The 21,716-nt window shown below is 62.9% G+C and carries 19 protein-coding genes; 12 read left to right on the forward strand and 7 right to left on the reverse strand.

Features of this window, described 5'->3' with window-relative positions; genetic code table 11:
• Nucleotides 1-15: 15 nt before the first annotated feature.
• The 3 genes from kdpC to ACWKWE_RS26970 all read left to right on the forward strand — a co-directional run bounded on the left by kdpC (nucleotide 16) and on the right by ACWKWE_RS26970 (nucleotide 4,324).
• Complete coding sequence (kdpC, locus tag ACWKWE_RS26960) at nucleotides 16-567, forward strand: potassium-transporting ATPase subunit KdpC (RefSeq protein WP_483852209.1); 552 nt, start codon at nucleotides 16-18, stop codon at nucleotides 565-567.
• Between the two features lie 193 nt (nucleotides 568-760).
• Entirely contained in the window at nucleotides 761-3,418 is a 2,658-nt protein-coding gene (locus ACWKWE_RS26965) for a DUF4118 domain-containing protein (protein ID WP_483852210.1), read from the forward strand.
• Between the two features lie 216 nt (nucleotides 3,419-3,634).
• The gene (locus ACWKWE_RS26970; protein WP_166595208.1) at nucleotides 3,635-4,324 is read left to right on the forward strand and encodes a response regulator; all 690 of its coding nucleotides are present in this window, start codon (nucleotides 3,635-3,637) and stop codon (nucleotides 4,322-4,324) included.
• Between the two features lie 21 nt (nucleotides 4,325-4,345).
• Here the strand turns inward: ACWKWE_RS26970 and ACWKWE_RS26975 are convergent, their stop codons facing one another.
• The gene (locus ACWKWE_RS26975; protein WP_166595209.1) at nucleotides 4,346-5,407 is read right to left on the reverse strand and encodes a patatin-like phospholipase family protein; all 1,062 of its coding nucleotides are present in this window, start codon (nucleotides 5,405-5,407) and stop codon (nucleotides 4,346-4,348) included.
• A gap of 189 nt (nucleotides 5,408-5,596) precedes the next feature.
• Here ACWKWE_RS26975 and ACWKWE_RS26980 point away from each other — a divergent pair, with 189 nt between their 5' ends.
• From ACWKWE_RS26980 to ACWKWE_RS27005, 6 genes are all read left to right on the forward strand, one after another.
• Complete coding sequence (locus ACWKWE_RS26980) at nucleotides 5,597-5,875, forward strand: hypothetical protein (RefSeq protein ID WP_166595210.1); 279 nt, start codon at nucleotides 5,597-5,599, stop codon at nucleotides 5,873-5,875.
• Between the two features lie 316 nt (nucleotides 5,876-6,191).
• Nucleotides 6,192-7,109 carry an AAA family ATPase gene (locus ACWKWE_RS26985; RefSeq protein WP_166595211.1) on the forward strand — a complete coding sequence of 306 codons (918 nt, stop codon included), beginning with the start codon at nucleotides 6,192-6,194 and terminating at the stop codon, nucleotides 7,107-7,109.
• Nucleotides 7,109-8,062, forward strand: a complete 954-nt coding sequence (locus tag ACWKWE_RS26990) for a DUF58 domain-containing protein (protein ID WP_483852211.1) — start codon at nucleotides 7,109-7,111, stop codon at nucleotides 8,060-8,062. Before ACWKWE_RS26985 ends, ACWKWE_RS26990 begins: the two co-directional genes overlap by 1 nt.
• Nucleotides 8,063-8,087: 25 nt before the next feature.
• Nucleotides 8,088-10,091, forward strand: a complete 2,004-nt coding sequence (locus ACWKWE_RS26995) for a transglutaminase TgpA family protein (RefSeq protein ID WP_483852212.1) — start codon at nucleotides 8,088-8,090, stop codon at nucleotides 10,089-10,091.
• A gap of 34 nt (nucleotides 10,092-10,125) precedes the next feature.
• Entirely contained in the window at nucleotides 10,126-10,905 is a 780-nt protein-coding gene (locus tag ACWKWE_RS27000; RefSeq protein WP_483852213.1) for a CHAD domain-containing protein, read from the forward strand.
• Nucleotides 10,906-11,004: 99 nt separating this feature from the next.
• Nucleotides 11,005-11,799 (forward strand): acyl-CoA thioesterase, encoded by a 795-nt coding sequence (locus tag ACWKWE_RS27005; protein WP_483852214.1) that lies wholly within the window; start codon nucleotides 11,005-11,007, stop codon nucleotides 11,797-11,799.
• A 33-nt stretch (nucleotides 11,800-11,832) separates the two neighbouring features.
• Here the strand turns inward: ACWKWE_RS27005 and ACWKWE_RS27010 are convergent, their stop codons facing one another.
• The 3 genes from ACWKWE_RS27010 to ACWKWE_RS27020 form a co-directional block, all read right to left on the reverse strand.
• A complete protein-coding gene (locus ACWKWE_RS27010; RefSeq protein ID WP_483852215.1) occupies nucleotides 11,833-12,054 on the reverse strand; it encodes a hypothetical protein in 222 nt (73 codons plus the stop codon).
• Between the two features lie 443 nt (nucleotides 12,055-12,497).
• Nucleotides 12,498-13,817: a methyl-accepting chemotaxis protein gene (locus tag ACWKWE_RS27015; protein ID WP_483852216.1), complete on the reverse strand. Its 1,320-nt coding sequence runs from the start codon at nucleotides 13,815-13,817 to the stop codon at nucleotides 12,498-12,500.
• 253 nt (nucleotides 13,818-14,070) lie between these two features.
• Nucleotides 14,071-14,877, reverse strand: coding sequence for a TatD family hydrolase (locus ACWKWE_RS27020; protein ID WP_483852217.1), 807 nt, complete (start codon nucleotides 14,875-14,877; stop codon nucleotides 14,071-14,073).
• A gap of 187 nt (nucleotides 14,878-15,064) precedes the next feature.
• Here ACWKWE_RS27020 and ACWKWE_RS27025 point away from each other — a divergent pair, with 187 nt between their 5' ends.
• Together ACWKWE_RS27025 and ACWKWE_RS27030 are read left to right on the forward strand one after the other, a co-directional pair.
• Nucleotides 15,065-16,495 carry an MltF family protein gene (locus tag ACWKWE_RS27025; RefSeq protein ID WP_483852218.1) on the forward strand — a complete coding sequence of 477 codons (1,431 nt, stop codon included), beginning with the start codon at nucleotides 15,065-15,067 and terminating at the stop codon, nucleotides 16,493-16,495.
• Nucleotides 16,496-16,703: 208 nt separating this feature from the next.
• On the forward strand, nucleotides 16,704-17,021 hold the full coding sequence (locus ACWKWE_RS27030) for a class I SAM-dependent methyltransferase (protein ID WP_166595220.1): 318 nt from the start codon (nucleotides 16,704-16,706) through the stop codon (nucleotides 17,019-17,021).
• 1 nt (nucleotide 17,022) lies between these two features.
• On the opposite strand, the gene ACWKWE_RS27035 is transcribed toward ACWKWE_RS27030, so the two are convergent.
• From ACWKWE_RS27035 to ACWKWE_RS27045, 3 genes are all read right to left on the reverse strand, one after another.
• Nucleotides 17,023-17,946, reverse strand: a complete 924-nt coding sequence (locus tag ACWKWE_RS27035; protein WP_483852219.1) for a PI-PLC domain-containing protein — start codon at nucleotides 17,944-17,946, stop codon at nucleotides 17,023-17,025.
• Between the two features lie 155 nt (nucleotides 17,947-18,101).
• Entirely contained in the window at nucleotides 18,102-19,118 is a 1,017-nt protein-coding gene (locus ACWKWE_RS27040) for a zinc-dependent alcohol dehydrogenase family protein (protein ID WP_166595222.1), read from the reverse strand.
• Between the two features lie 396 nt (nucleotides 19,119-19,514).
• Nucleotides 19,515-20,417 (reverse strand): LysR family transcriptional regulator, encoded by a 903-nt coding sequence (locus ACWKWE_RS27045; RefSeq protein WP_166595223.1) that lies wholly within the window; start codon nucleotides 20,415-20,417, stop codon nucleotides 19,515-19,517.
• Between the two features lie 99 nt (nucleotides 20,418-20,516).
• Here ACWKWE_RS27045 and ACWKWE_RS27050 point away from each other — a divergent pair, with 99 nt between their 5' ends.
• A complete protein-coding gene (locus ACWKWE_RS27050) occupies nucleotides 20,517-21,698 on the forward strand; it encodes an acetylornithine/succinylornithine family transaminase (RefSeq protein WP_483852220.1) in 1,182 nt (393 codons plus the stop codon).
• Nucleotides 21,699-21,716 lie beyond the last annotated feature (18 nt).

Consider the following 21,716-nt stretch of genomic DNA (forward strand, 5'->3'; position numbering starts at 1 on the left):
ATTGAGGAATGAATGATGTCGACTATAGTGCGTCCCGCTGTGAGCCTGATCGTGCTGATGACCCTGATCACCGGCGTGGCTTATCCGCTGGTGGTGACCGGCGTCGCGCAAGTGGCGTTCCCGGAACAGGCCAACGGCAGCCTGGTGTATGACGATCAGGACAAGGTGCGCGGCTCGGAATTGATCGCGCAGAATTTTACCGGCGAAGAATGGTTTCACCCTCGTCCGTCGGCCGGGGCTTATGCCACGGTGGCGAGTGGGGCGAGTAACCTGGCCCCGAGCAATCCTGCGCTGGCCACCCGGATCGGTGATGATGCGGCGAAAGAACAGGTGGAAGGGCAGGGGCCGGTGCCGTTGAACCTGCTGACCACGTCGGGGAGCGGTCTCGACCCTCATCTGTCGCCAGCCGCTGCCGATTATCAAGTGACGCGGGTGGCGGCGGCGCGGCATGTGTCTCGGGAGACCGTGCAGCGGCTGGTGGTGGCCAACACCTACAGCCCGCTGATTGGCCCGGCAGTGGTGAATGTGCTGGCGTTGAACCAGCGTTTAAGTGAGATTCGCCAATAACGATGTTCCACATGTAGGAGCGTGGCTTGTCCCGCGATCGGCGGGGAACCCGTCGTAAAGTCAGCGCACGCGGTGCGTCTGACGAGGCCGAGGTGTCCAGTTTTGCTGCCGGTTCCCGGCAGATCGCGGGACAAGCCACGCTCCTACACCGGGGCACCGCGCTACGATTTGATCATTACATCAGGACAACCCCGTGAACTCAGACACCCGCGCCGATGCCTTGCTGGCCACGCTCCCCCGGGATGACCGTGGCCGCTTGAAGGTGTTTCTCGGCGCTGCTCCCGGCGTGGGCAAGACCTTCGCCATGTTGCAGGCCGCGCACACGCAACTGCGCCAAGGGGTGTCGTTGTTGGCCGGGGTTGTCGAAACCCATGGCCGCGCCGAAACCGAAGCCCTGCTCGGCGGCCTGCCGCAATTGCCCATGCTGCGTTCCGAATACCGGGGCGTGGTGCTGGAAGAAATGGACCTCGACGGCTTGCTCGCGGCCCGGCCAAAGCTGGTGCTGGTGGATGAACTGGCCCACAGCAACGCGCCGGGCAGCCGCCACGCCAAACGCTGGCAGGACATTCAGGAGCTGCTTTCGGCGGGGATCGACGTCTACACCACGGTCAACGTGCAACACCTCGAAAGCCTCAACGATCAGGTGCGCGGCATCACCGGCGTGCAGGTCCGCGAAACCCTGCCGGACTGGGTGCTGCAGGAAGCTTACGAACTGGTGTTGATCGACCTGCCGCCGCGAGAACTGCTGGAGCGACTGCGCGATGGCAAGGTCTACGTGCCGGAGCAGGCGCGAGCGGCCATCGACGCGTTCTTCACCCAGACCAACCTCACCGCCCTGCGCGAACTGGCGATGCAAACCGCAGCGGCCCAGGTCGATAACGATCTGGCCTTGGGGTATCGGCAACTGGGCCAGTCGGCGCCCGCCGTTCGTGGTCGCTTGCTGGTGGGGGTCGATGGCGATGCCCAGGCCGAGCGTCTCGTGCGACACGCCAGCCGCGTGGCTCAGCGCAGGCACCTGCCGTGGACACTGGTGCACGTCGACAATGGCCGTTTTTTCGATGAACTGGCGCGCAGCCGCCTGCAAAGCGCGCAGCAGCTGGCGGAACGGTTGGGCGGCGAAGTCGTGGTCCTGCGGGCCCCGGAAGTGGCGAAAACCCTGATCCAGCACGCCGCCGAACGCCGCGCCAGTCTGGTGCTGGTGGGGCAGTCGCGGCCTTTATTGCGTCGACGGGTGTTCGGCGGTGGGCTGGCGTCGCGTCTGCTGCGCAATGCCCACGGCCTGGAAATCAACGTGCTGGACAGCGAAGCGCGACCCGATCAGCCGTATTCGACCACGCCCCGCACGCTCAGCGGGTTCGACTATCTGTTGGCCGTGCTGGCGACGATCTGCGCCAGCGCGCTGGCCTGGGCGGTGTCCAGTGTCTTGGCCTTGCCGAACATCTCGCTGGTGTTTCTCGCAGCGGTGTTGCTGGTGGCGGTGCGCAGCAGCGTGGGCCCGGCGATGGTTTGCTCGGTGCTGTCGTTTCTGGCCTATGACTTTCTGTTCATTCCGCCGAATTTCTCCCTGAGTATTCAGCGCGAAGAAGACGTGCTGACCCTGCTGTTCTTCCTCATGATGGCCGCGCTGACCGGCAATCTCGCCGCCCGCCAGCGTCGCCAATTGCAGGCGTTGCGCGACACCCAGGAAGAGACCAGCGAGCTGCTCGACCTGTCGAAACGCCTCACCGCCGCCACCGACCGGCAGGCCGTGCTGAGCGCCGCCGACCATCACCTGTCGGGCTGGAAAGAACTGAGCGTCTGCATGCTTGACCGGGACGGCGATCAAGGCTGGAAGGTCGAGGTCGGCGGCGCGCTGGAGTTTTCCGAGTTCGAACGCGCCGCCGCCGACTGGGCCTGGCAACACGGCCAGCCCGCAGGCCGAGGCACCGGGACGCTGCCGTCGGGTGAGTGGTGGTGGCTGCCGTTGTGGGTCGATGAGGCGCCGCTGGCGTTGCTCGGCGTGCGGTCGCGTCCGGGGCAGACGTTCAGCGCCCAGCGTCGGCGATTGTTGACGGCGTTGAGTCAGCCGCTCGGGCAAGCCTTGGCCCGTGCGCGACTGGCCGAAGACCTGGAAGCCGCGCGTCTTCACGGCGAAACCGAACAATTGCGCAGCGCCTTGCTGGCCTCGGTGTCCCACGACCTGCGCACCCCGCTGACCGCGATGCGCGGCAGCATCGACAGCCTGTTGGCGTTGGGTGAGGCGATTCCGCTGGACGACCGCCGCGAGCTGTTGGAAGGCACTCGCGACGAGGCCGAGCGGCTGGACCGCTACATCCAGAACCTGCTGGACATGACCCGACTGGGTCACGGCGCGCTGAAACTGGCGCGGGACTGGGTCTCGCCGGGAGACATCGTCGGCAGCTCCCTCAACCGCTTGCGTGCGGTGCTGGCGCCGTTGCAGGTCAGCACGGAACTCTCCGCCGAACTGCCGCTGCTGTACGTGCACGCGGCGCTGATCGAACAAGCGCTGATCAACGTGGTGGAAAACGCCGCGCGCTTCTCGCCGACCCATGGCCGCCTGCAGATTCGGGTCGCCGCGTCGAGCGATGAGCTGACCTTTGCTGTCAGCGACGAAGGGCCGGGGATTCCGGAAGCCGAGCGGGCGAAGATTTTCGACATGTTCTACACCGCCGCCCGGGGGGATCGCGGCGGGCAGGGCACCGGGCTGGGGCTGGCGATCTGTCAGGGCATGGTCGGTGCCCATGGCGGGCGGATCAGCGTCGGCGAGGGCATCGACGGACGCGGCACCTGCATCTCGCTGCACCTGCCGTTGCAGGCCCAGCCGCAGGCGGACGTGGAGCAGGTGTGGTGAATAGGCGATGGGTGACCCTCGGTGTTAACAAAAAAAACAGGCCTGTAAATGAATGACTCACCGGTGTCGCCAATCAACCTGTGGGAGCGAATTCATTCGCGAAGGGATCGTACGGTCGACACTGTTCTATCGACTGGACTATTTTTCGCGAATGAATTCGCTCCTACAGGTTTTGGGTCCGTTACGGACCAAGGGTGACAACGTGACAGGAAAACCATGAGCCAGACCGCAACCATTCTGGTGATCGACGACGAACCGCAGATCCGCAAATTCCTGCGCATCAGCCTCGCCTCACAAGGCTACACCGTGATCGAAGCCGGAACCGGCACCGAAGGCCTCACCCAGGCGGCGCTGAACAAGCCGGATCTGCTGGTGCTCGACCTCGGTTTGCCGGACATCGACGGACAAGACGTGCTGAGCCAGTTTCGCGAATGGTCGACCGTGCCGGTGCTGGTGCTGTCCGTGCGCGCCAGCGAGGCTGAAAAGGTCCGCGCCCTCGACGCCGGGGCCAACGATTACGTGACCAAACCGTTCGGGATTCAGGAGTTTCTGGCGCGGATTCGCGCATTGTTGCGGCAGGCACCGGACACCGGGCAGGCCGACTCGGCGCTGGTGATCGGCCCGCTGACCGTGGACCTTGCGTATCGGCGGGTGCTGCTGGACGGCAACGAAGTCGCTCTGACCAAAAAGGAATACGCGGTGTTGGCACAACTCGCGCGGCATCCGGGGCGGGTCATCACCCAGCAGCAATTACTCAAGGACATCTGGGGCCCGACCCATGTGGAAGACACCCATTACCTGCGCATCGTCGTCGGGCACTTGAGGCAGAAACTGGCGGATGACCCCGCTGCACCCCGGTTCATCCTGACCGAGGCGGGGGTGGGGTATAGGTTGGTGGCGTCTTGAGGTTTCTGTACACCCTTGCTCTCAATGCTCCCGCTCATACCGATCCAGCGTATCCCGCGCAATCTCCCGTCCCAGTGCGATCAGCTCCGGGGCCTTGTAGAACTCGAAAAACCGGCACACGCGCTTGGGCACGTTGATCAGGATGTCCGGCGGATACCCGGCGATCTTGTACTGCGCCAGGGACGTCTGCATTACTTCGAAACTCTGGTTGATCAAATCGAGCAGGGACGCAGGCCCGACGTTGTCGATGATCACCGAGCCGCTGGCCGACTTCGGAGCGCCCGGTTCGGTCGGCGCGGCGGCGGGTTGCTGGCCTTGGGGATCGGCAGAGTCGGCGTCGTGTTGGCCCAGCCAGGAGTCGGGCAGGGTGGCCGCCGTGGTCTTGAGGCTGTCCTGCTCCAGACGCAACACATCGCCCGCCGCCACGTCCATCTTGCGCCGGAACGGCAGGTGCGAGCCGATGGAGTTGATCAGGGCGTCGAAGCGTTTCTTCACGGCCGGCGGGCGTTCGATCACCGGCAAGTGGTATTGCTTCTGGTTGGTGGAGTTGAGGTTGACCGCCACGATCAGGTCGCAGTGGCTGGACACCACCGGCACGATGGGCAACGGGTTGAGCAGGCCGCCGTCCACCAGCGTGCGATTGCCCTGAACCACCGGGGTGAACAGGCTGGGAATGGCCGCCGACGCACGCATGGCCGAGTGCAGGTTGCCTTCCTGAAACCAGATTTCCTGCTGATTGGTGAGGTCCGTGGCCACGGCGGTGTAGGGAATACGCAGGTCTTCGATGTTGATCTCGCCGACGATCTCGCGAATCTGCCCGAAGACTTTTTCCCCGCGAATCGCACCCAATCTGAAGCTCACGTCCACCAGCCGCAGCACGTCGAGGTAATCCAGGCTTTCAATCCAGGCCTTGTATTCCGGCAGTTTGCCCGCCGCGTAAATCCCCCCGATCACCGCCCCCATCGAGCAACCGGCGATGCAGGCAATGTCGTAGCCGCGTCGCTCCAGTTCTTCGATCACCCCGATGTGTGCATAGCCTCTGGCGCCCCCGGACCCCAAGACCAGCGCGATTCTTTTTTTCATTCGCAGGCTCCCCGTTGCAGTGGCTCTACCCTACGCCCAAGGGTGCCGTTTTTCATCCGGCGCGTGTATAACCGCTACGACAAAAAACAACGGCCCTGCGACCTGTGGTTATGGCACTTTTACATCGCCGCATCGTCAAACCCGCATCGTTGATTCCATTGTTGACTTTCCACCCTTGAGGAACACCCGATGAAAGCCTGGATCTGCCTGCCACTGCTCGCCCTTGTTCTCACAGGCTGCGCGGGGAAAACCGCTTATCGCGACAGTTGCGCGACCAACCTGGACGCTGCCTGGCACGAACTGGACCTCGCCAAAGCCGAAGGTTTTGCCGGGACCGTCAGCTACTCCAAAGCGCTTTCGCTGTTGACCGGCGCCAAGACCCAGCAACAGTTCGAAGCGTTCGAAGGCTGCAACGAGAAAGCCGAGAAGGCGCGTTTCTACATCCGTGAATCCCGCGCCGGGCGATAAGCCTCGCTGTCGGCTGATGCGCCGGTATTAGCGGACACGTAAATCCCCTGTGGGAGCGAATTCATTCGCGAAAGGATTTGGCAGGCCCTCATCTGCGCCAGATGTACCGCCTTCGCGAATGAATTCGCTCCTACAGGTCCCGGCCTGGCCTGAAAATCTCGCGTCAGAACGCCTGTCCCCGCATCCTCCTCATAATTCCTCCCGATTCCTCTCATCCGCTCTGGCGAAAAGGCCTACGCTGACTTTAAAGTGGCTGCACGTCTGGCATCTGCTGCAGTCCTACTAGCCAAGAGCTGTCGCCTGGGGAGGCTTTCCGATGGGCAGAAAACTGGATGCGTGTCTCAACGCAATCAATGAAGTGGTGTTGGGCAAGGAGCCTCAAGTCCGTCTGGCCCTGACCTGTCTATTGGGCGGCGGTCATCTGCTGATCGAAGATTTGCCCGGCATGGGCAAGACCACCCTGAGCCACACGCTGGCGCGGGTGCTGGGGTTGAGCTTTCAGCGGATTCAATTCACCTCCGACCTGTTGCCGGGAGACATCCTCGGCACGTCGATTTTCGACCGGGAGACTGGGCAATTCACCTTCCATCCCGGGCCGATCTTCGCCGAACTGGTGCTGGCGGACGAGATCAACCGCGCCACGCCGAAAAGTCAGAGCGCGTTGCTCGAAGCCATGGAAGAAGGGCAGGTGACCATCGAAGGCGCCACCCGGTTGCTGCCTGATCCGTTTTTTGTCATCGCCACGCAAAACCCGTTCAGCCAGGGTGGCACCTTTGCGTTGCCCGAGTCGCAACTGGACCGCTTTCTGATGCGTCTGTCCTTAGGCTACCCGGCGCGTTCAGCTGAAAAAGCCTTGCTGCTGGGCGAATCGCGGCGGGAACTGCTGCCGCGCATCGAGCCGATTCTCGACCACACTGAGCTGGCCATCTTGCAGGAAGAAGCCCGACGGGTGCGCGCCAGCGACGCGCTGGTGGATTACGTGTTGCGGTTGGTGGACGCCACCCGCAGTCAGCCGCAGTTCGCCTACGGCCTGTCGCCCCGGGCGAGCCTGGCGATCCTCTCGGCGGCGCGTGCGTGGGCACTGCTGATCGGGCGCGATTACGTGATACCGGAAGACGTTCAAGCGATCCTGCCCGCAGTGATCGGTCATCGTCTGCGCGACCGCAGCGACCCGACCGGGCATGGCGGCGGGGCGTTGGTTCAATGGCTGCTGCGTGAGGTGCCGGTGCTTTGATGCCCCAATTCAAGCCGTTCTGGCAGCGCTGGGTGGGACGTCGCATCCCCCCGGCTTCGCGGATCGAGCTGAATCACCGTCAGATCTTCATCCTGCCGACCCGGTCGGGGGGCACGTTCATGCTCGTGCTGTTTTTGCTGCTGCTGGTGTCGATCAACTACCAGAACAGCCTCGCCTACGGCCTGACGTTCCTCATGTCGTCGGTGGGCATCCTCGGCATTCTCCATACCTACCGCAATTTCAGCGGGCTGGTGCTCAGCGCGACCCATGCCCGTTCGGTGTTTGTCGGCGAGCCGGTCCAGTTGCGTCTGCGTCTGGAGAGCGCGTCCAACGGTCATCAGGCCATCGCCTTGGGCTGGGACACTGAAAAGCTGGAGCAAACCGATGTCGAGCCTGAACAGCAGGTGGAGGTGGCGCTGACCTTGCCTGCGCTCAATCGCGGCTGGTTGCGGGCACCGCGTCTGCGGGTCGAGAGCGTGTTTCCGCTGGGCATCTTCCGTGCCTGGAGCTGGCTGGACCTGGAGCAGACCGTGTTGATTTACCCGCGCCCGGTGGCGGGCAGCCTGCCATTGCTGCAAGGGGTTCAGCCCCACGCCGACGACGATGGCCAGGCGACCCAGGGGCAGGGCGTTGATGATTATCAAGGCTTGCGCCCCTGGCAGCCCGGGGATTCCATGCGTCGCATGCACTGGAAAGCCTGGTCGCGTGGGCAAGGGTTGATGGTCAAGGAATTCACTGACCTGAGCGGCCACGACCTGTGCCTGGACTTCATGGCCCTGGGCGGCGACATCGAAGAGCGCCTGTCGCGGCTGTGCTATTGGGTGCTGGAGTTGTCCCACCGACAGCAGCCGTTCGCCTTGCGCCTGCCGGGCTTTCTGTCGGCGGTGGACAGCGGCGACGCGCACCGCGAGGCCTGCCTGCGGCAATTGGCGCTGTACGGGGTGCGGGCATGAAACCGAGCCTCAAGGTGGCGTGGGCATGACCTCCGCCAACCTCGCCCAGCCGATTCCTCGGGTCAGCCTCAACTGGTTGCTGATCGCCCAAGCGCTGGTCATCGTGCCGTTTTCGATGCACATCCCCATCGCCTTGGTGGTGCTGTGGCTGGTGTGCAGTTTCTGGCGCATCCAGATTTTTCGCATGCGTGTTCGGATGCCTGGCACATGGGTCAAGTGCGGCCTGCTGGTGGGCACGGCGGGGGGGATTTTTCTGGCGCGGGGCAGCCTGGTCGGGCTGGATGCCGGGGCTGCGCTGCTGATCGCTGCGTTCATCCTCAAGATGCTGGAGATGCAGACCCGGCGGGATGCGCTGGTGCTGATCTTTCTTGGCTTCTTCTGCGTGGCGGTGGGTTACCTGTTCGAAGACGCGCTGCTCTGGGGGCTGTTCACGCTGCTGCCGGTGGCGACGCTGTTGGCGGGGCTGATCGGCCTGCAGCAGTCCAGCCTGTCCAGCAAACCGGCGGGCACCCTGAAACTGGCGGTCAAGCTGCTGTTGCAGGCGGTGCCGCTGATGGTGCTGCTGTTTCTGTTCTTTCCCCGTCTTGACCCTCTGTGGTCACTGCCGCAGCCCAGCAACAAGGGGCTGACAGGGCTTTCCGACACGATGGCGCCGGGGGACGTGGCCGAGCTGAGCCGGTCGGCGGCGCTGGTGTTTCGCGCCAGTTTTGAGGGGCCGGTTCCACCGCGCGATCAGCAGTATTGGCGCGGCCTGACGCTGGAGCAGTTCGACGGGCGTCGCTGGTCGCAGTCGTCCCGCGCGCTGGTGCCGGACGCGCCGGACTGGCAAAAAACCGGTGAAAAAGTCAGCTACAGCGTGGTCATGGAGCCCAGCGGCAAGCCGTGGCTGATGACCTTGGACGTCGGCGAGACCGACCTTGTCGGTGTGCGACAGATGAGCGATTTCCGCTGGCAGCGACGGCGGCCCATCGAGCAGTCGGTGCTGTACAGCGTCAACGCATGGCCCGACGCGGTGCGGGAAACCAGCCTCAGCGACGGGGCGCGCTCCCAGGATTTGCAACTGCCCGCCAAAGGCAATCCTGAGGCCCGGGAATGGGCGGCGGACATGCACCGGCGCCACCCCAAACCTGACGCGCTGGTGGAAAGCCTGCTGGCGTATTTCACCGAACAGCCGTTCCGCTACACCCTGAAACCGCCGACCCTCGGGCAGAACGGCATCGACGACTTCCTGTTCGGCAGCCGCGCCGGGTTCTGTGAGCACTACGCGGGGGCCATGACCTTAGTGCTGCGGGCAGCGGGCATTCCGGCGCGTGTGGTCGCGGGCTATCAGGGCGGCGAGCTGAACCCGGATGGCAATTACATCAGCGTCCGCCAGTTTGATGCCCATGCCTGGGTCGAATATTGGCAGGCGGGTGTCGGCTGGCGCAGCGTCGACCCGACCGCCGCCGTGTCACCCGCGCGGATCGAACAGGGGCTGGAAGCGGCACTCGGCGACGATGAAGAGTTTCTTGCCGATTCGCCAATGTCAGTGCTGCGCTACCGTCACCTGGCCTGGATCAATTCGATTCGCTTGAGTTGGGATAACCTCAACTACGGCTGGCAGCGCTGGGTCCTGGGGTATCAGGGACAGCAGCAATTGCAGGTGCTGGGGCGTTGGTTCTCGGGCTTTCAGGCGCCGGTGTTCGCGGGCGGCGCGCTGGTCATTCTCGGGCTGCTGGCGCTGTGGCTGTTCAAGCCGTGGCGGCGGGAGAGCGATTCGCAACTGCGCCTGTTCAACAGGTTCGCACGTCTGTTGGCGCGGCACGGTCTAAAACGTCAGCCGGGGGAAGGGGCTCGGGCCTTCGCATCCCGCGCCGCCCAGCGCTTCCCGAATCATGCCGAGGCCATCGAAGGGTTCGCTCAGGAATTCGAAGCCCAGCGTTATGCCGGTGTCTCCGGTTCGATGGGGCACCTGCGTCGGCGTCTCAAACACTTGCGTCGCCGTTTGCCCTGGCGCTTGTCAGCAGTCAAAGACAAGCCGTCGTCATGAAGAACCGTCATCATGAAAAACCAAGGAGTGTTCAATGTCTGCCATGGTCGATCACCTGATCGCCGAGATTCTTAGTCTCAATGTCAAGCTGCTGGCGTGCCATGCCAGGTTGGCCGCGTCCACCGACAGCGAAGCGCTGCATGACCTGCGCACCACGGTTCGGCGTCTGCGCAGTGTGCTGCGCCCTCTGCGGGGGTTGCCGGGGCTGGACCAAGTCGAAGAAGCCGCCAAGGGCGTCGGTGACCTGACCACGCCGCTGCGTGACATGCAGGTGCTGGCCGCGTTTTTGGTGGAGCAGGGCCAGGATCAGGCAACGCTCAAACGCACGACGTTTCTGAACACCGCCTGCCCTCAGGTCGCAACGTCTCCGGAATTGAACCGGCTGTTCGGGGTGCTCGATCAACTGCCCGCGTTCCTGCGCGCCCAACAGCGTCACGGGTTGCTCAAGAAACTGCGCCAGCGCATTGAAAAGCGCATGGACAAACAGTGGAAGAAACTGCGCGAAGCCATGGCCGACCCGGCTCACGACCGGCATCGCCTGCGGCTGTTGATCAAGCGCGTGCGCTACGCCGCCGAGGCCTACCCCGAACTCAGTCATCAACCCGACGGCATGCAGAAACGCCTGAAGTCGGCGCAAGGGGCGCTGGGCGACTGGCACGATCACCTGCAATGGCTCACCCAAGCGGAACACCAGCACGACCTTTCGCCCTGTATGGCGGGCTGGGAATTGGGCATCCTGCGTGCCGAAGAGAAGTCGGACAAGGCGTTGGACAAGCTCGCCCACGCCTGCTTTGGCGATGCCCCGAGGCATTGATCCCGATCAGGCCGCAGAATTGGCAGTTATGAGCGCTGTTCGGGAAGCAGCGTCTCGCTAAGATCCGGGCATGTTTCCAGTGAACCCCACGGAGTGCCCATGACCTTTTCCGAATTGCTCGACGCCGTTCGCGCCCACCCGCAGGCCGTGACGATTCCGGCGTCCTGGTCCCAGGGGCGCTCCTGTTTCGGCGGCCTGATGGCGGCGCTGCAATTCGAAGCGATGCGCGCCAAAGTGCCCGCCGACCGGCCGGTGCGTTCGCTGGCGATCTGTTTTGTCGGCCCTCCCGCCATTGATGTGCCGATCTCGTTCGAGGTGGAAATCCTGCGCGAAGGCAAGGCGGTCAGTCAGGTGCTGGGGCGGGCAGTGCAGAACGGCGAAACGGTGACCTTGATTCAAGGCAGCTTCGGCGCGCCCCGTGAGTCGTCGATTTCGGTCGCTGCCGAGCCTGCGCCCACGTTGAAACCCGTGGAGGACGTGTCGCCGTTCCCATTCATTGCCGGCGTGATGCCGGAATATTTGAAATTCATCGAGATGCGCTGGGCGCTAGGCGGTTTTCCGTACAGCGGCACGCCATCGCCAGCAATTGGCGGGTATGCGCGGTTGCGGGACGTGAAGGTCGAGCCGTTGACCGAGGCCCATCTGCTGGCGCTGGTCGACACCTGGCCGCCTGCGGTCTTGCCCCATCTGAGCAAACCGGCACCGGGCAGTTCATTGACCTGGACGATTGAATTCGTGCAGCCGCTCCCGGCCATGACCACCCATGACTGGACGCAATACAAGGCGGTGATCGAGCACGCGCGGGACGGCTACGGCCATGTGGCAGCAGGGTTGTGGACGCCGAGCGGGGAGTTGGTCGCGATCAGCCGTCAGACGGTGACCGTGTTTGGCTGATGGACAAGTGGGGAGGGGTTAGCCCCGAGACCGTTACTGGCCTCGGGTTTTGATCGCTTGCGCGGCAATGAGCCCCAGAATGCCGATGCCCGCCGAGGCGATGCTGGCGCTCAGCGCACCGTCGAGCAGCAACAGGCCCGAGACGATCGACAGCGGAAACGCCAGAGACGACAGCACCAGATTCGACGACAGCCCGGACTTATGGGCGCTGGAGAAGAAATCTTCAAGGTGCAGGTTTGCGATGAATTTGGGCATGACGTTGACCTCACAAAGCCTAATAAGAACCGTTTTCGATGGGTTCAGAATAGGCCTGTGAGTGCATCGCGGCGAATCGAGGTTTGCTATGGGCTTCATAGGTGGAATGGAGGAAAGCAATCGACCCCTTTCACCTGCGTCTGTAGCAAGCACCGCGGCGTCCCCACTGTGGGAGCGAATCATTCGGGAAGGGATTCTGCAGGCGACACATCTGTGCGGGATGTACCGCCTTCGCGAATGAATTCGCTCCCACAGGGTTCTGCGGCGTGCCCGGTTTTTGCGAATAATCCCGTCTGCGGTTTCACCTGCGCCTCTAGCAAGCACGGCGGTGTCCCCACTGTGGGAGCGAATTCATTCGCGAAAGGATTTGGCAGGCGACACATCTGTGCGGGATGTACCGCCTTCGCGAATGAATTCGCTCCCACAGGGATCTCCATCGGTTTTCAACCCCGCAGTTTCAACTGCCCGATCGCCGTATTCAGCTCACCCGCCAGGGTCGCCAGTTCATCACTGGTACTCGCTGAATCCACCGTCTGGCGCACGGTGCGTTCGGTGACGTCGCGGATGCTGACCACTGCCCGGTTCATCTCTTCCGCGACCTGACTCTGCTGCTGCGCCGCGAAGGCAATCTGCGTGTTGCTTTCGCGCATCTGGGCGACGGCATCGGCGATGGCCGTCAGGGCTTCACCGGCTTCCTGAGCGTGCTGCACGCAGTCATCGGCCTTGTACGAACTCTCCTGCATGAAATCCACCGCATCGCGGGTGCCCGCCTGCAACGCGGCAACCATGGTGGTGATTTCGTCGGTGGAGGTCTGCACGCGCTTGGCAAGGTTGCGCACTTCGTCGGCGACCACCGCAAAACCGCGGCCCATTTCCCCAGCCCGGGCCGCTTCGATGGCGGCGTTCAGGGCCAAGAGGTTGGTCTGCTCGGCGATGCTGTGGATCACGTTGACCACGCCGTTGATCTTCTGGCTGTCTTCGGCCAGGCGCTGAATCATTCCTGCCGTTTGCTGTACGCCGCTGGACAGCCCGGCAATCGAACTCTGCACCCGGTCCACCACGGCCTTGCCGCTACCCGCCAGCGCGTCGGCGCTTTGCGATTGGTCGCGGGTGGCGTTGGCGTGTTGCGCGATGTGATAGACCGTGGCGGTCATTTCGTTGATCGCGGTGGCGACTTGGTCGGTTTCGCTTTGCTGGCCGAGCATGCCTTCGCGCACATCGCTCATGCCGGTCGCCAAATGCACCGCGCCCTGATCCAGCCGCGCCGCCGACTGCGCGACAGTGCCGACGATGCGCTGATACCCGGCCTGCATGGCGTTGAACGCCTTGGCCATTTGCCCGACTTCATCTTCGCCCGTGAGAGGCACACGCGCCGACAGATCGCCGCTGCGCTCAACGTGCAGCATCACGTCCTTGAGGGTGTTGAGGTGGGTCAGCAGGAAGCGGATCAACAACTGCGAGGCGCTGAGCATGGCGAGCATCAGCACCAGCACGGCCACCGCGTATTCGGTGAAATGTTCGGCCAGCAGGTCGTTGAGCCCCGGCACCGCGGGGAGCGGTGGGGGCGTGGGCGCCGGTTGCCCGGCAGGCCAGGCGGCCAACAATTGCGCCTGAGCCTGGACCGCAACTCGGGCGTCCTCGGCGCGGCTGTGCTGTTCCAGGTTCAGTGCATAAAGCACCAGCAGCAAGGTGGTGATGAACGCGACGGCGTTGACCGCCCAGAATTTGTATTTCAGCGAAATGTTGCTCAACCAGCGGCTCATGAGGAAGCTCTTCTGTGATTGCACGTGATAAGGCAAGGTGCCATCAGTTTCTCAGCTGCGCATGACAGATGTGTTGATCTGTATCAATTCCTCCGGTTGCCTGTTCGGCAAACCGGCCTCCAGGCGCAGATCCCCCTGTGGGAGCGAATTCATTCGCGGAAGGATTTGGCGGCGACACATCTGCGTCGGATGTACCGCCTTCGCGAATGAATTCGCTCCCACAGGGTTTTGCTCGGTGCATGACCCGAGGGTGTCAATCAATCACAGGCAGCGAAAAGAATGCGCGGGCGCAGGCCGTGGTGTGGGCAGCGAGGTCTTCCGGGGTTTCGCCCCGATGCAACGCTACTTCGCGCAGGACTTCCGGCAGGTACGCCGGTTCGTTGCGGCCGTTTTTCGGTTTGGGCCGCAGGGTGCGCGGCAGCAGGTACGGCGCGTCGCTTTCCAGCATCAGGCGGCCTTGCGGAATTTCGCGCACCAGTGGGTGCAGGTGGGTGCCCCGGCGTTCGTCGCAGATCCACCCGGTGATGCCGATGTGCAGGTCCATGTCCAGATAATTGAACAGCGCGCGTTTTTCGCCGGTGAAGCAATGCACCACTGCGCCGGGCAGGTGATCGCGATACTCGCGCAAGATCGCCAGCAACCGTTCGTCGGCATCACGCTCATGAAGAAAGACCGGCATGTTCAAGGCCACGGCCAGCGCCAGATGGGCTTCCAGAACCTTTTCCTGTTGCGGGCGAGGGGAGAAGTCACGGTTGAAATCCAGGCCGCATTCGCCTACCGCGCACACCGAATTTTCTTTCAGGAGGGCGTGCAACTGTTTTTCAGTGTCCAGTGTCCAATCGCTCGCCGAATGGGGGTGAACCCCGGCGGTGCTGAACAATCGCTGGCCGCTTTCGTCCAGTTGGCGGCACATCTGCAAGGCCTGTTCGCTGCCCTCGACGCTGGTGCCGGTGAGGATCAATTGCCCCACGTTGGCAGCGTAGGCGCGGTCGAGAACGTCGCGTTCCTTACCCGCAAAACTGGAATTCACAAGATTGACGCCGATGTCGATTAGTTGCATGGTTCACCTCAGGCCGGAGGCCGAGAAGAATACCAGAGCGATTGAAGCCATAAAAAATCAAGCAGACTCAACTGCTTGGCATGATTAGACCCCTGTGATGTTGCCAGCTCAGGCGCACGCCTGAGGCGAACGCAGCTGCCCGACACAGACTTCAAGCCCGTTTTTTCGGCATTTTCCCGGAGCGTCAATGATCCGAGCCTCATTCATTTCGCTGTGTCTGCTGCTCGTCAGCCACTCGGCATCCGCCCAGGCCTCGACCCGCCCGGCAGGGCCGCCGGTCATCGTCAAGAAAACCCAGATTCGCGATCTGTCGGCCATTCGCAGCAGCAAAGTCCTGCGCGTGCTCGTCAACCAGAGCCGCAACAGCTCCGGTGAAGTGCAGGGTGAGCCGATTGGCGTCGAATACCGCCGCCTGCAAGCCTTCGAAAAATACCTCAACGGCCATGCCCGCGATGGCCAGAAAATCTCGATCAAACTGATCCCCAAAGCCAAGGACCAACTGCTCGCTGCGCTGCAACGGGGCGACGGGGACATGGTAGCGCCTGGCGAACTGCTCGACGCCAGTGCCGCCCATTACGTCGATGCGACCGAACCGGTGGTGAGCCATGTGCCGCTGGTGGTGGTCGGTGTGCGGGGCGAGCGGGTGTTCAAGCGCCCCGAGCAACTGTCCGGCCGGACGGTCATGCTGACCAACGGGAGCGCTGCCGACGAAGCCCTCGCGCAACTGAACCAGAAGCTGGCCCTGCGCAAATTGCCGCCGGTGAAAATCGAATGGGTCGATCCCAGCCTTGCCGTCGAAGACGTGCTGGAAATGGTGCAGGCCGGCATTTATCACCTGACCGTGGTCGAACAGCCGATTGCCGAGCGCTGGGCGCGGGTGATGCCCAAATTGCGTGTCGATCGTGGGTTGTCGCTGAGCGATCCGGGGGACATGAGCTGGTTCGTGCGTAAGGACGCGGTGATGCTCCACGCCACGGTGGACCGTTTCCTCGAAACCTATGAACCGCCCGCCAATCAAGACGCGGCGTTCCAGAAGGCTTACAAGGATTTGTACCGCGTTCACTATCCGCTGGCCCGTGAAGACCGCCAGCGTCTGGAAAAACTGCGTCCGACCCTGCAACGCCACGCCGACGCGCAGAAAATGGACTGGCTGGACCTGGCAGCGCTGGCGTTCAAGGAATCCCAGCTCAACCCGAGCGCCAAGGGCGGCAGCGGTGCGACGGGCTTGCTGCAAATCACCCCGTCAGCAGCGCAGCGGGTCGGCGTGGGCAATATCCACGACGTCGACGGCAACGTGCAGGCCGCGAGCAAATATCTGGCGATGATTCGTCACAAGTTCTTTGCCAGCCCGAAGATCAACGAACGCGAGCGCATGGCATTTACCCTGGCCGCCTACAACCTGGGTCCGGAGCGGGTTCAAGCGATGCGCACCGAAGCGAAGCGTCAGGGCCTGAACCCCAATCAGTGGTTCTTTCAGGTGGAGCGGGTAGCGATGGAGCAGGTGGGGATGAACGTGGTCACCTACGTCAACAGCGTGAACAAGTACTACCTCGCTTACGATCAGGAACGCAGTTCGCTGGAGAGCCCGTCGCCGCGCAAGGTGGCGATCCGCGAATGAATGTTCCTGAAACAATCGACAAAGCCTGACACACTCAATTGACAATCCCCGTGCGGCTTCTCTAGGATGCCGCTCATGCGCCGATTTAAACAGCTACTTGCGGGGCGCCGGGTGTCGTGAGCAACGACACCGAAATACCGCTAAAGCGCTGGTTCGGTGTTGCCTCTCACCGCTGCCCAGCGGAACACTGAGGCAGAGAAACGACACTATGAGCAGCACTTCCAGCCCCCGCCCCCTCGTTCGCCTGGCGCCCATCGGCAGCCAGTTCAGCCGTCGCAATCCGAAGATTCTGCTGGGCGGTTCGCACCAGCCCACGCTGTTGCGCTACCTTGATGGCTGGCCCCGTCGCCAGCACGGCCCCCACGCTTTTCTCATTCAATTCATCGACCTGCACGACACCCTTGAGCGGTTTGGCAACGACCAGTTCGACCTGGCCGTCATTCAGTCGCCGACCGCCGAAGCCGCTGCAGGGGTGATCCGCCATCTGACGCGCATTGCACGGCAAGGGCTGATCACCCGCACCTGAATCAGCGTTTCAGGGGTTGCAACTCCTCACGGGGATGGCTCAGTTTGCGCCCGCCACGAATGGCGTTGGCGTGCCGGCAGTTAGCGACCAGCCGACTGCGCGATGTCCAGTCCGTATTAATGATGTAGAAGTTCTGGATGTAACTGTTCTCGTCGACCGAATCGAACCACTCATCGACCTTGTGGCTCAGGTCGGTCGGCGCGTGGAGCGGTAGAGAATATTTGGCGCATTGCACGACGCGCAGCTGCTCGATGCGTTTGTGTTCCCCTGCCACTTGGTCCACGAAGGCCTTGAGCGTGTTGGTGTTAAACAGGTTTTCGCCCGGCCAGCGCTGGCTCACACCATCCCAGCCTTCATCGGACACACTGCCGTGGTTGTAGGCGACGACGACATTACGACCAGGGTGCTGCGCCCAGAGGTGTTCCAGCGCCCAGCCGCGCAGGCGATCCGGTATGACGCGAGCGCCCAGTTCGTTGAAGACCATGGCTTGCAGCTGGGCATGAGCCCGATCAGTGAAACCGTCGAACTGGTGGAAGTCGAGAATGACGATTTCCCGTGCCGGTTCACCCGAGCTTTCCAGCTCTGCGAAGAACTTGCGAACGGCTTCGACGATGTCAATGGCGACGGTTCGGCCAGAGGAGGTGAGGTGGAATAGCTGGAAGCGGTTGGGGTCGCCTTCGACGTAGCCTTCCTTGAAGGTGACGCGCAGGTCGAGCACGCGAATCCCTTGGCGCAGTTGTTCCAGCGGCGATTCGTCCTGTGCGTATTCCTGGGGCACGCCCAGATTGGGCGATTGTTTGTCGCTGCCGGAATTGTGAGCGCCCGGCAGGATCAGTTCATCGATGCGCAGTTGCTCGATGTCAGGGGTTTCGGCGATCCAGCTGAGGTGAGCGGGCGCGCCTGCGTGGCGTTGAGTGCGGTTCATGGTGTCAGTCCTTGACGTGGTAAAAGACGGCTGCTGTTCTGGGCCGCCCGGGCGTGTACTTGCCCTTGGAATCGGTCAAAAGACTTGCCTGCTTTTGGCCTTTGGTCAACCGAACGGCCTCAGGGCAAGCGTGACCTGATGTGTTGCGGATGCGTTTACTTGACCAGCAACACCACGCGGCCCCGCACCGGGTCTTCATCCAGATGGTTGTGCGCCTTGCCGAACTGTTCGAACGGCCAGGTGCGATGAATGTCAGGCTTGAGCTGCCCGTTGACGGTCAGTTCATTGATGACCTCAAGAGCGCGTTTCATCGCCGCGCTGTCCTGTTCGATCCCCAACTCCGCTTTACCGGTGAAGTTTTCCAGGCAGTGCACGAAGAAGCGCATGTTCTTCTTGAACGCCTGCAGGGCCGGGAACGGCGTGCGGTTGCCACCGCGCAGGCCGTACAGCACCAGGCTGCCCCGAGGCGCAAGAACGTCACCGAGCATCGACATCTGCATGCCGCCAAAACCGTCAAACACGGCTTCGATGCCTTGGCCCTGGGTCAGGGCGTCGATGCGCAGACAGATGTCGTCCTCGTCGGTCACGATCACTCGTTCAGCACCGTTGGCGAGCAGGTATTCGCGGTCTTCGGCGTGCTGAGTGGCCGCAATCACCCGCAGGCCGAGTGCCTTGCCCAACTGTACGAACGCGATGCCGGGGCTGTAGGCCGCATCAGTGACCAGCACGGTCTGACCCGCCTGAACATGGGCCAGGTCGACAAGGGCGAAGTACGCCAGCAGCATGGGCGTGTAGTGAACGCTGGCTTCCACCGGCGTCAATACGTCGGGGTAGCGGACCAGGGCGTTGCGCGGCACCAGCACGTGGTCGCCACACACCGGGTAGTCGTTGGCGCTCATCGCCTTGAAGCTGGCGACCTTGTCGCCGACTTTCAGATCGGTGACGTCCGGACCTACAGCCTCGACGATACCGGCCATTTCGCTGCCAATGCCCGCAGGCAGTTGAACGGGGGCGAGGGCCAGGTTCTGCCGCCACAACACATCGTCCCAGCTGATGCCGATGGCTTCGGCACGAACCAGCACTTCCTGTGGGCCGGGTGACCGGTCAGGCTGCTCCTCGCAACTGAGCACATCGGCTTTGCCGAAGCGATGAAATTTGATGGCGCGGGACATTTCCAACCTCGACTCATGTGATTAGGGTTGTAATGACTTTACGGAGGTAGGGCTTTATCGACTATTTCTGTCTGTCGATACCGGACATGCCCGTTATCAATTGGGGTTTTTGGAACTCTCGGCACCGGCGTCCACATAACGTGTTTTTTGCGGCGCCTGTCGTGTCAGAGTGAGGTGGCGGACGGCATCCCTCGCGCTGCCAGGGGCATCCTCACGCCGCACACCTTGTGGGAGACGCCGGAGGTACGACGGCAGCGACAGCGTCGGGTCAGGGTTGAATGCATCCGCTGACCCACCGCCTTCGCGGCCGTCGCACAGCTCCGGCTGCTCCCACAGGTTTGGTGTCGGTCGCGGACCTTGAGCCACCCCCGCTGCGGCCTGCCCGGCGGCAGCTTTTCATTTCCCCCACGCCGCCAGGGCGCTCTCGACGAAATGCCTGACCTTGGGCAGTCGGTAGCGGTCCTGGGGGTACATCAGCCACATCGGGCGGCTCGGTGGCGTGTAGGCCTGCAATAACGGAATCAGGGTGCCGGCCTTCAAATCTTCGCTGATCAGCACGTCCGGCAGCATCGCCACGCCCATGCCCGCCAGCGCCGCCTGACGCAGGGCGGGGGAGCTGTTGACGATCATCGGGCCGGACACCGGAATTTCCATCACGCCTTCAGGCCCTGTCAGCTTCCACAGCTTGTCGGCGGCGCGCCAGTCGTCGCCAGCGGGGTAGGCGAACGCCAGGCAGTTGTGATCGCGCAGGTCGTCTGCCGTGTGCGGCGTGCCACGGCGGTTCAGGTAATCCTGCGACGCGCAGATGGTCAGGGTGTAGTCGCGCAGGGGGCGGGCGATCAAGGCCGATGACTCGGGGACGCCCAAGCGGATCGCGGCGTCGAACCCGTGCTCGACCAGGTCCATCAACTGGTTGCTCAACACCAGTTCGACCTTGATTTCCGGGTAGCGCTGGGTGAACGCACTGAGCATCGGCGACAGCCGCTCCGCGCCGAATGCCGGGGCCGCCGTGAGGCGCAACGTGCCGCTGGGCTGGGTCTGCACGTGTTCGGCCATGCGCTCGGAGTCATTGACCAGCCCCAGCACCTCGACACAACGGCGGTAATACTGAATGCCGAATTCCGTCAGGTTCTGGCGACGGGTCGTACGCTGCAACAGGCTCACGCCCAGACGTTGCTCCAGCGCCTTGAGGTGATTACCCACCATGGTCGTCGACATTTCGCACTGGCGGGCGGCGGCGGTCATGCTGCCGGTCTCCACCACTTTCACGAACACGGTCATCGCCTGGAACACGTCCATTATCAAGTCCTGCTTAAAAGTCACTCAAGAATGTCGATCTTTATACAGGAAAACGGGTTAACGATACTGGCGTCACACACCACTGCTGGAGCGAAACCCATGACCGCCGCCTGCCTGATGAACACTTACAAATCGATGCCCTTGAGTTTCGTCAGAGGCGAAGGCGCGCAACTCTGGGACGACACCGGTCGCCAATACCTCGATGCCGTGGCGGGCGTCGCCGTGACCAACGTCGGCCACAGCCATCCGCAGATCGTCGCGGCCATCACCGAGCAGGCGGGTTTGCTGCTGCACACCTCCAACCATTACCGCATCGACTGGCAGCAGCAACTGGCGGCCAGACTGACGCAGCTTGCCGGGCTGGATCAGGCGTTCTTCAATAACTCCGGCGCTGAAGCCAATGAAACCGCGCTCAAGCTGGCGCGGCTGTATGGCTGGGCCAAGGGCATCGAGCAACCGCTGGTGTTGGTGATGGACAACGCGTTTCATGGCCGCACGCTCGGGACGTTATCGGCCAGTGACAACGGTACGGCGCGGCTGGGGTATCAGCCGATGTCCGGGGAATTCATCAAGGTGCCGTTCGGCGACATGGGCGCGATCAAACAGGCCGCCGCAATTTACGGCGAACGGATCGTCGCAGTGATGCTGGAGCCGGTGCAAGGCGAGGGCGGCGTGGCCGTGCCGCCGCCGGGTTATCTGAAAGCCGTGCGCGCCCATTGCACGCAGAACGCCTGGCTGATGATCCTCGACGAAATCCAGACCGGCATCGGGCGGACCGGGCGCTGGTTCGCTTACCAACACGACGGCATCGTTCCGGATGTCGTGACACTGGCGAAAGCGCTGGGCAATGGCATCCCCGTTGGCGCCTGCCTCGCGACCACGGCCGTCGCCCGGCTGTTCACCCCGGGCAGCCACGGCAGCACCTTCGGCGGCAACCCGCTGGCGTGCCGGGTCGGCTGCTCGGTGCTGGACATCATCGAACGCGAGGGCCTGCTGAACAACGCGGCCGGGCAGGGCGAACGCCTGCTGACCCTGCTGCGCGATGCCTTGGCCGGGCACCCGAACGTGGTGCAGGTGCGCGGGATGGGGTTGATGGTGGGCATCGAGTTGAAGGCACCCGTGCGGGATGTGTGCCTGATGGTGGCGCAGGAATATGGCGTGTTGATCAACGTGACGCGGGGCCAGACCATTCGGTTGCTGCCTCCGTTGATCATTGATGAGGTCGATGTGGAGCGGATCGTGGTGGCGGTGGTGGGCGCATTGGCAAATAAGCCGATGTGAACGTCCTGTAGCCGCACG

This window comes from Pseudomonas salicis (assembly GCF_057128705.1).

Coding starts and splice junctions, on each gene's coding strand:
- ACWKWE_RS27050 (WP_483852220.1), top strand. CDS start 20,517: ATGACCGCCGCCTGCCTGATGAACACTTACAAATCGATGCCCTTGAGT.
- ACWKWE_RS26990 (WP_483852211.1), top strand. CDS start 7,109: ATGCCCCAATTCAAGCCGTTCTGGCAGCGCTGGGTGGGACGTCGCATC.
- ACWKWE_RS27005 (WP_483852214.1), top strand. CDS start 11,005: ATGACCTTTTCCGAATTGCTCGACGCCGTTCGCGCCCACCCGCAGGCC.
- kdpC (WP_483852209.1), top strand. CDS start 16: ATGTCGACTATAGTGCGTCCCGCTGTGAGCCTGATCGTGCTGATGACC.
- ACWKWE_RS26975 (WP_166595209.1), bottom strand. CDS start 5,407: ATGAAAAAAAGAATCGCGCTGGTCTTGGGGTCCGGGGGCGCCAGAGGC.
- ACWKWE_RS27015 (WP_483852216.1), bottom strand. CDS start 13,817: ATGAGCCGCTGGTTGAGCAACATTTCGCTGAAATACAAATTCTGGGCG.
- ACWKWE_RS27045 (WP_166595223.1), bottom strand. CDS start 20,417: ATGGACGTGTTCCAGGCGATGACCGTGTTCGTGAAAGTGGTGGAGACC.
- ACWKWE_RS26985 (WP_166595211.1), top strand. CDS start 6,192: ATGGGCAGAAAACTGGATGCGTGTCTCAACGCAATCAATGAAGTGGTG.
- ACWKWE_RS27010 (WP_483852215.1), bottom strand. CDS start 12,054: ATGCCCAAATTCATCGCAAACCTGCACCTTGAAGATTTCTTCTCCAGC.
- ACWKWE_RS26995 (WP_483852212.1), top strand. CDS start 8,088: ATGACCTCCGCCAACCTCGCCCAGCCGATTCCTCGGGTCAGCCTCAAC.
- ACWKWE_RS27000 (WP_483852213.1), top strand. CDS start 10,126: ATGTCTGCCATGGTCGATCACCTGATCGCCGAGATTCTTAGTCTCAAT.
- ACWKWE_RS27035 (WP_483852219.1), bottom strand. CDS start 17,946: ATGAACCGCACTCAACGCCACGCAGGCGCGCCCGCTCACCTCAGCTGG.
- ACWKWE_RS27030 (WP_166595220.1), top strand. CDS start 16,704: ATGAGCAGCACTTCCAGCCCCCGCCCCCTCGTTCGCCTGGCGCCCATC.
- ACWKWE_RS26970 (WP_166595208.1), top strand. CDS start 3,635: ATGAGCCAGACCGCAACCATTCTGGTGATCGACGACGAACCGCAGATC.
- ACWKWE_RS26980 (WP_166595210.1), top strand. CDS start 5,597: ATGAAAGCCTGGATCTGCCTGCCACTGCTCGCCCTTGTTCTCACAGGC.
- ACWKWE_RS27040 (WP_166595222.1), bottom strand. CDS start 19,118: ATGTCCCGCGCCATCAAATTTCATCGCTTCGGCAAAGCCGATGTGCTC.
- ACWKWE_RS27025 (WP_483852218.1), top strand. CDS start 15,065: ATGATCCGAGCCTCATTCATTTCGCTGTGTCTGCTGCTCGTCAGCCAC.
- ACWKWE_RS27020 (WP_483852217.1), bottom strand. CDS start 14,877: ATGCAACTAATCGACATCGGCGTCAATCTTGTGAATTCCAGTTTTGCG.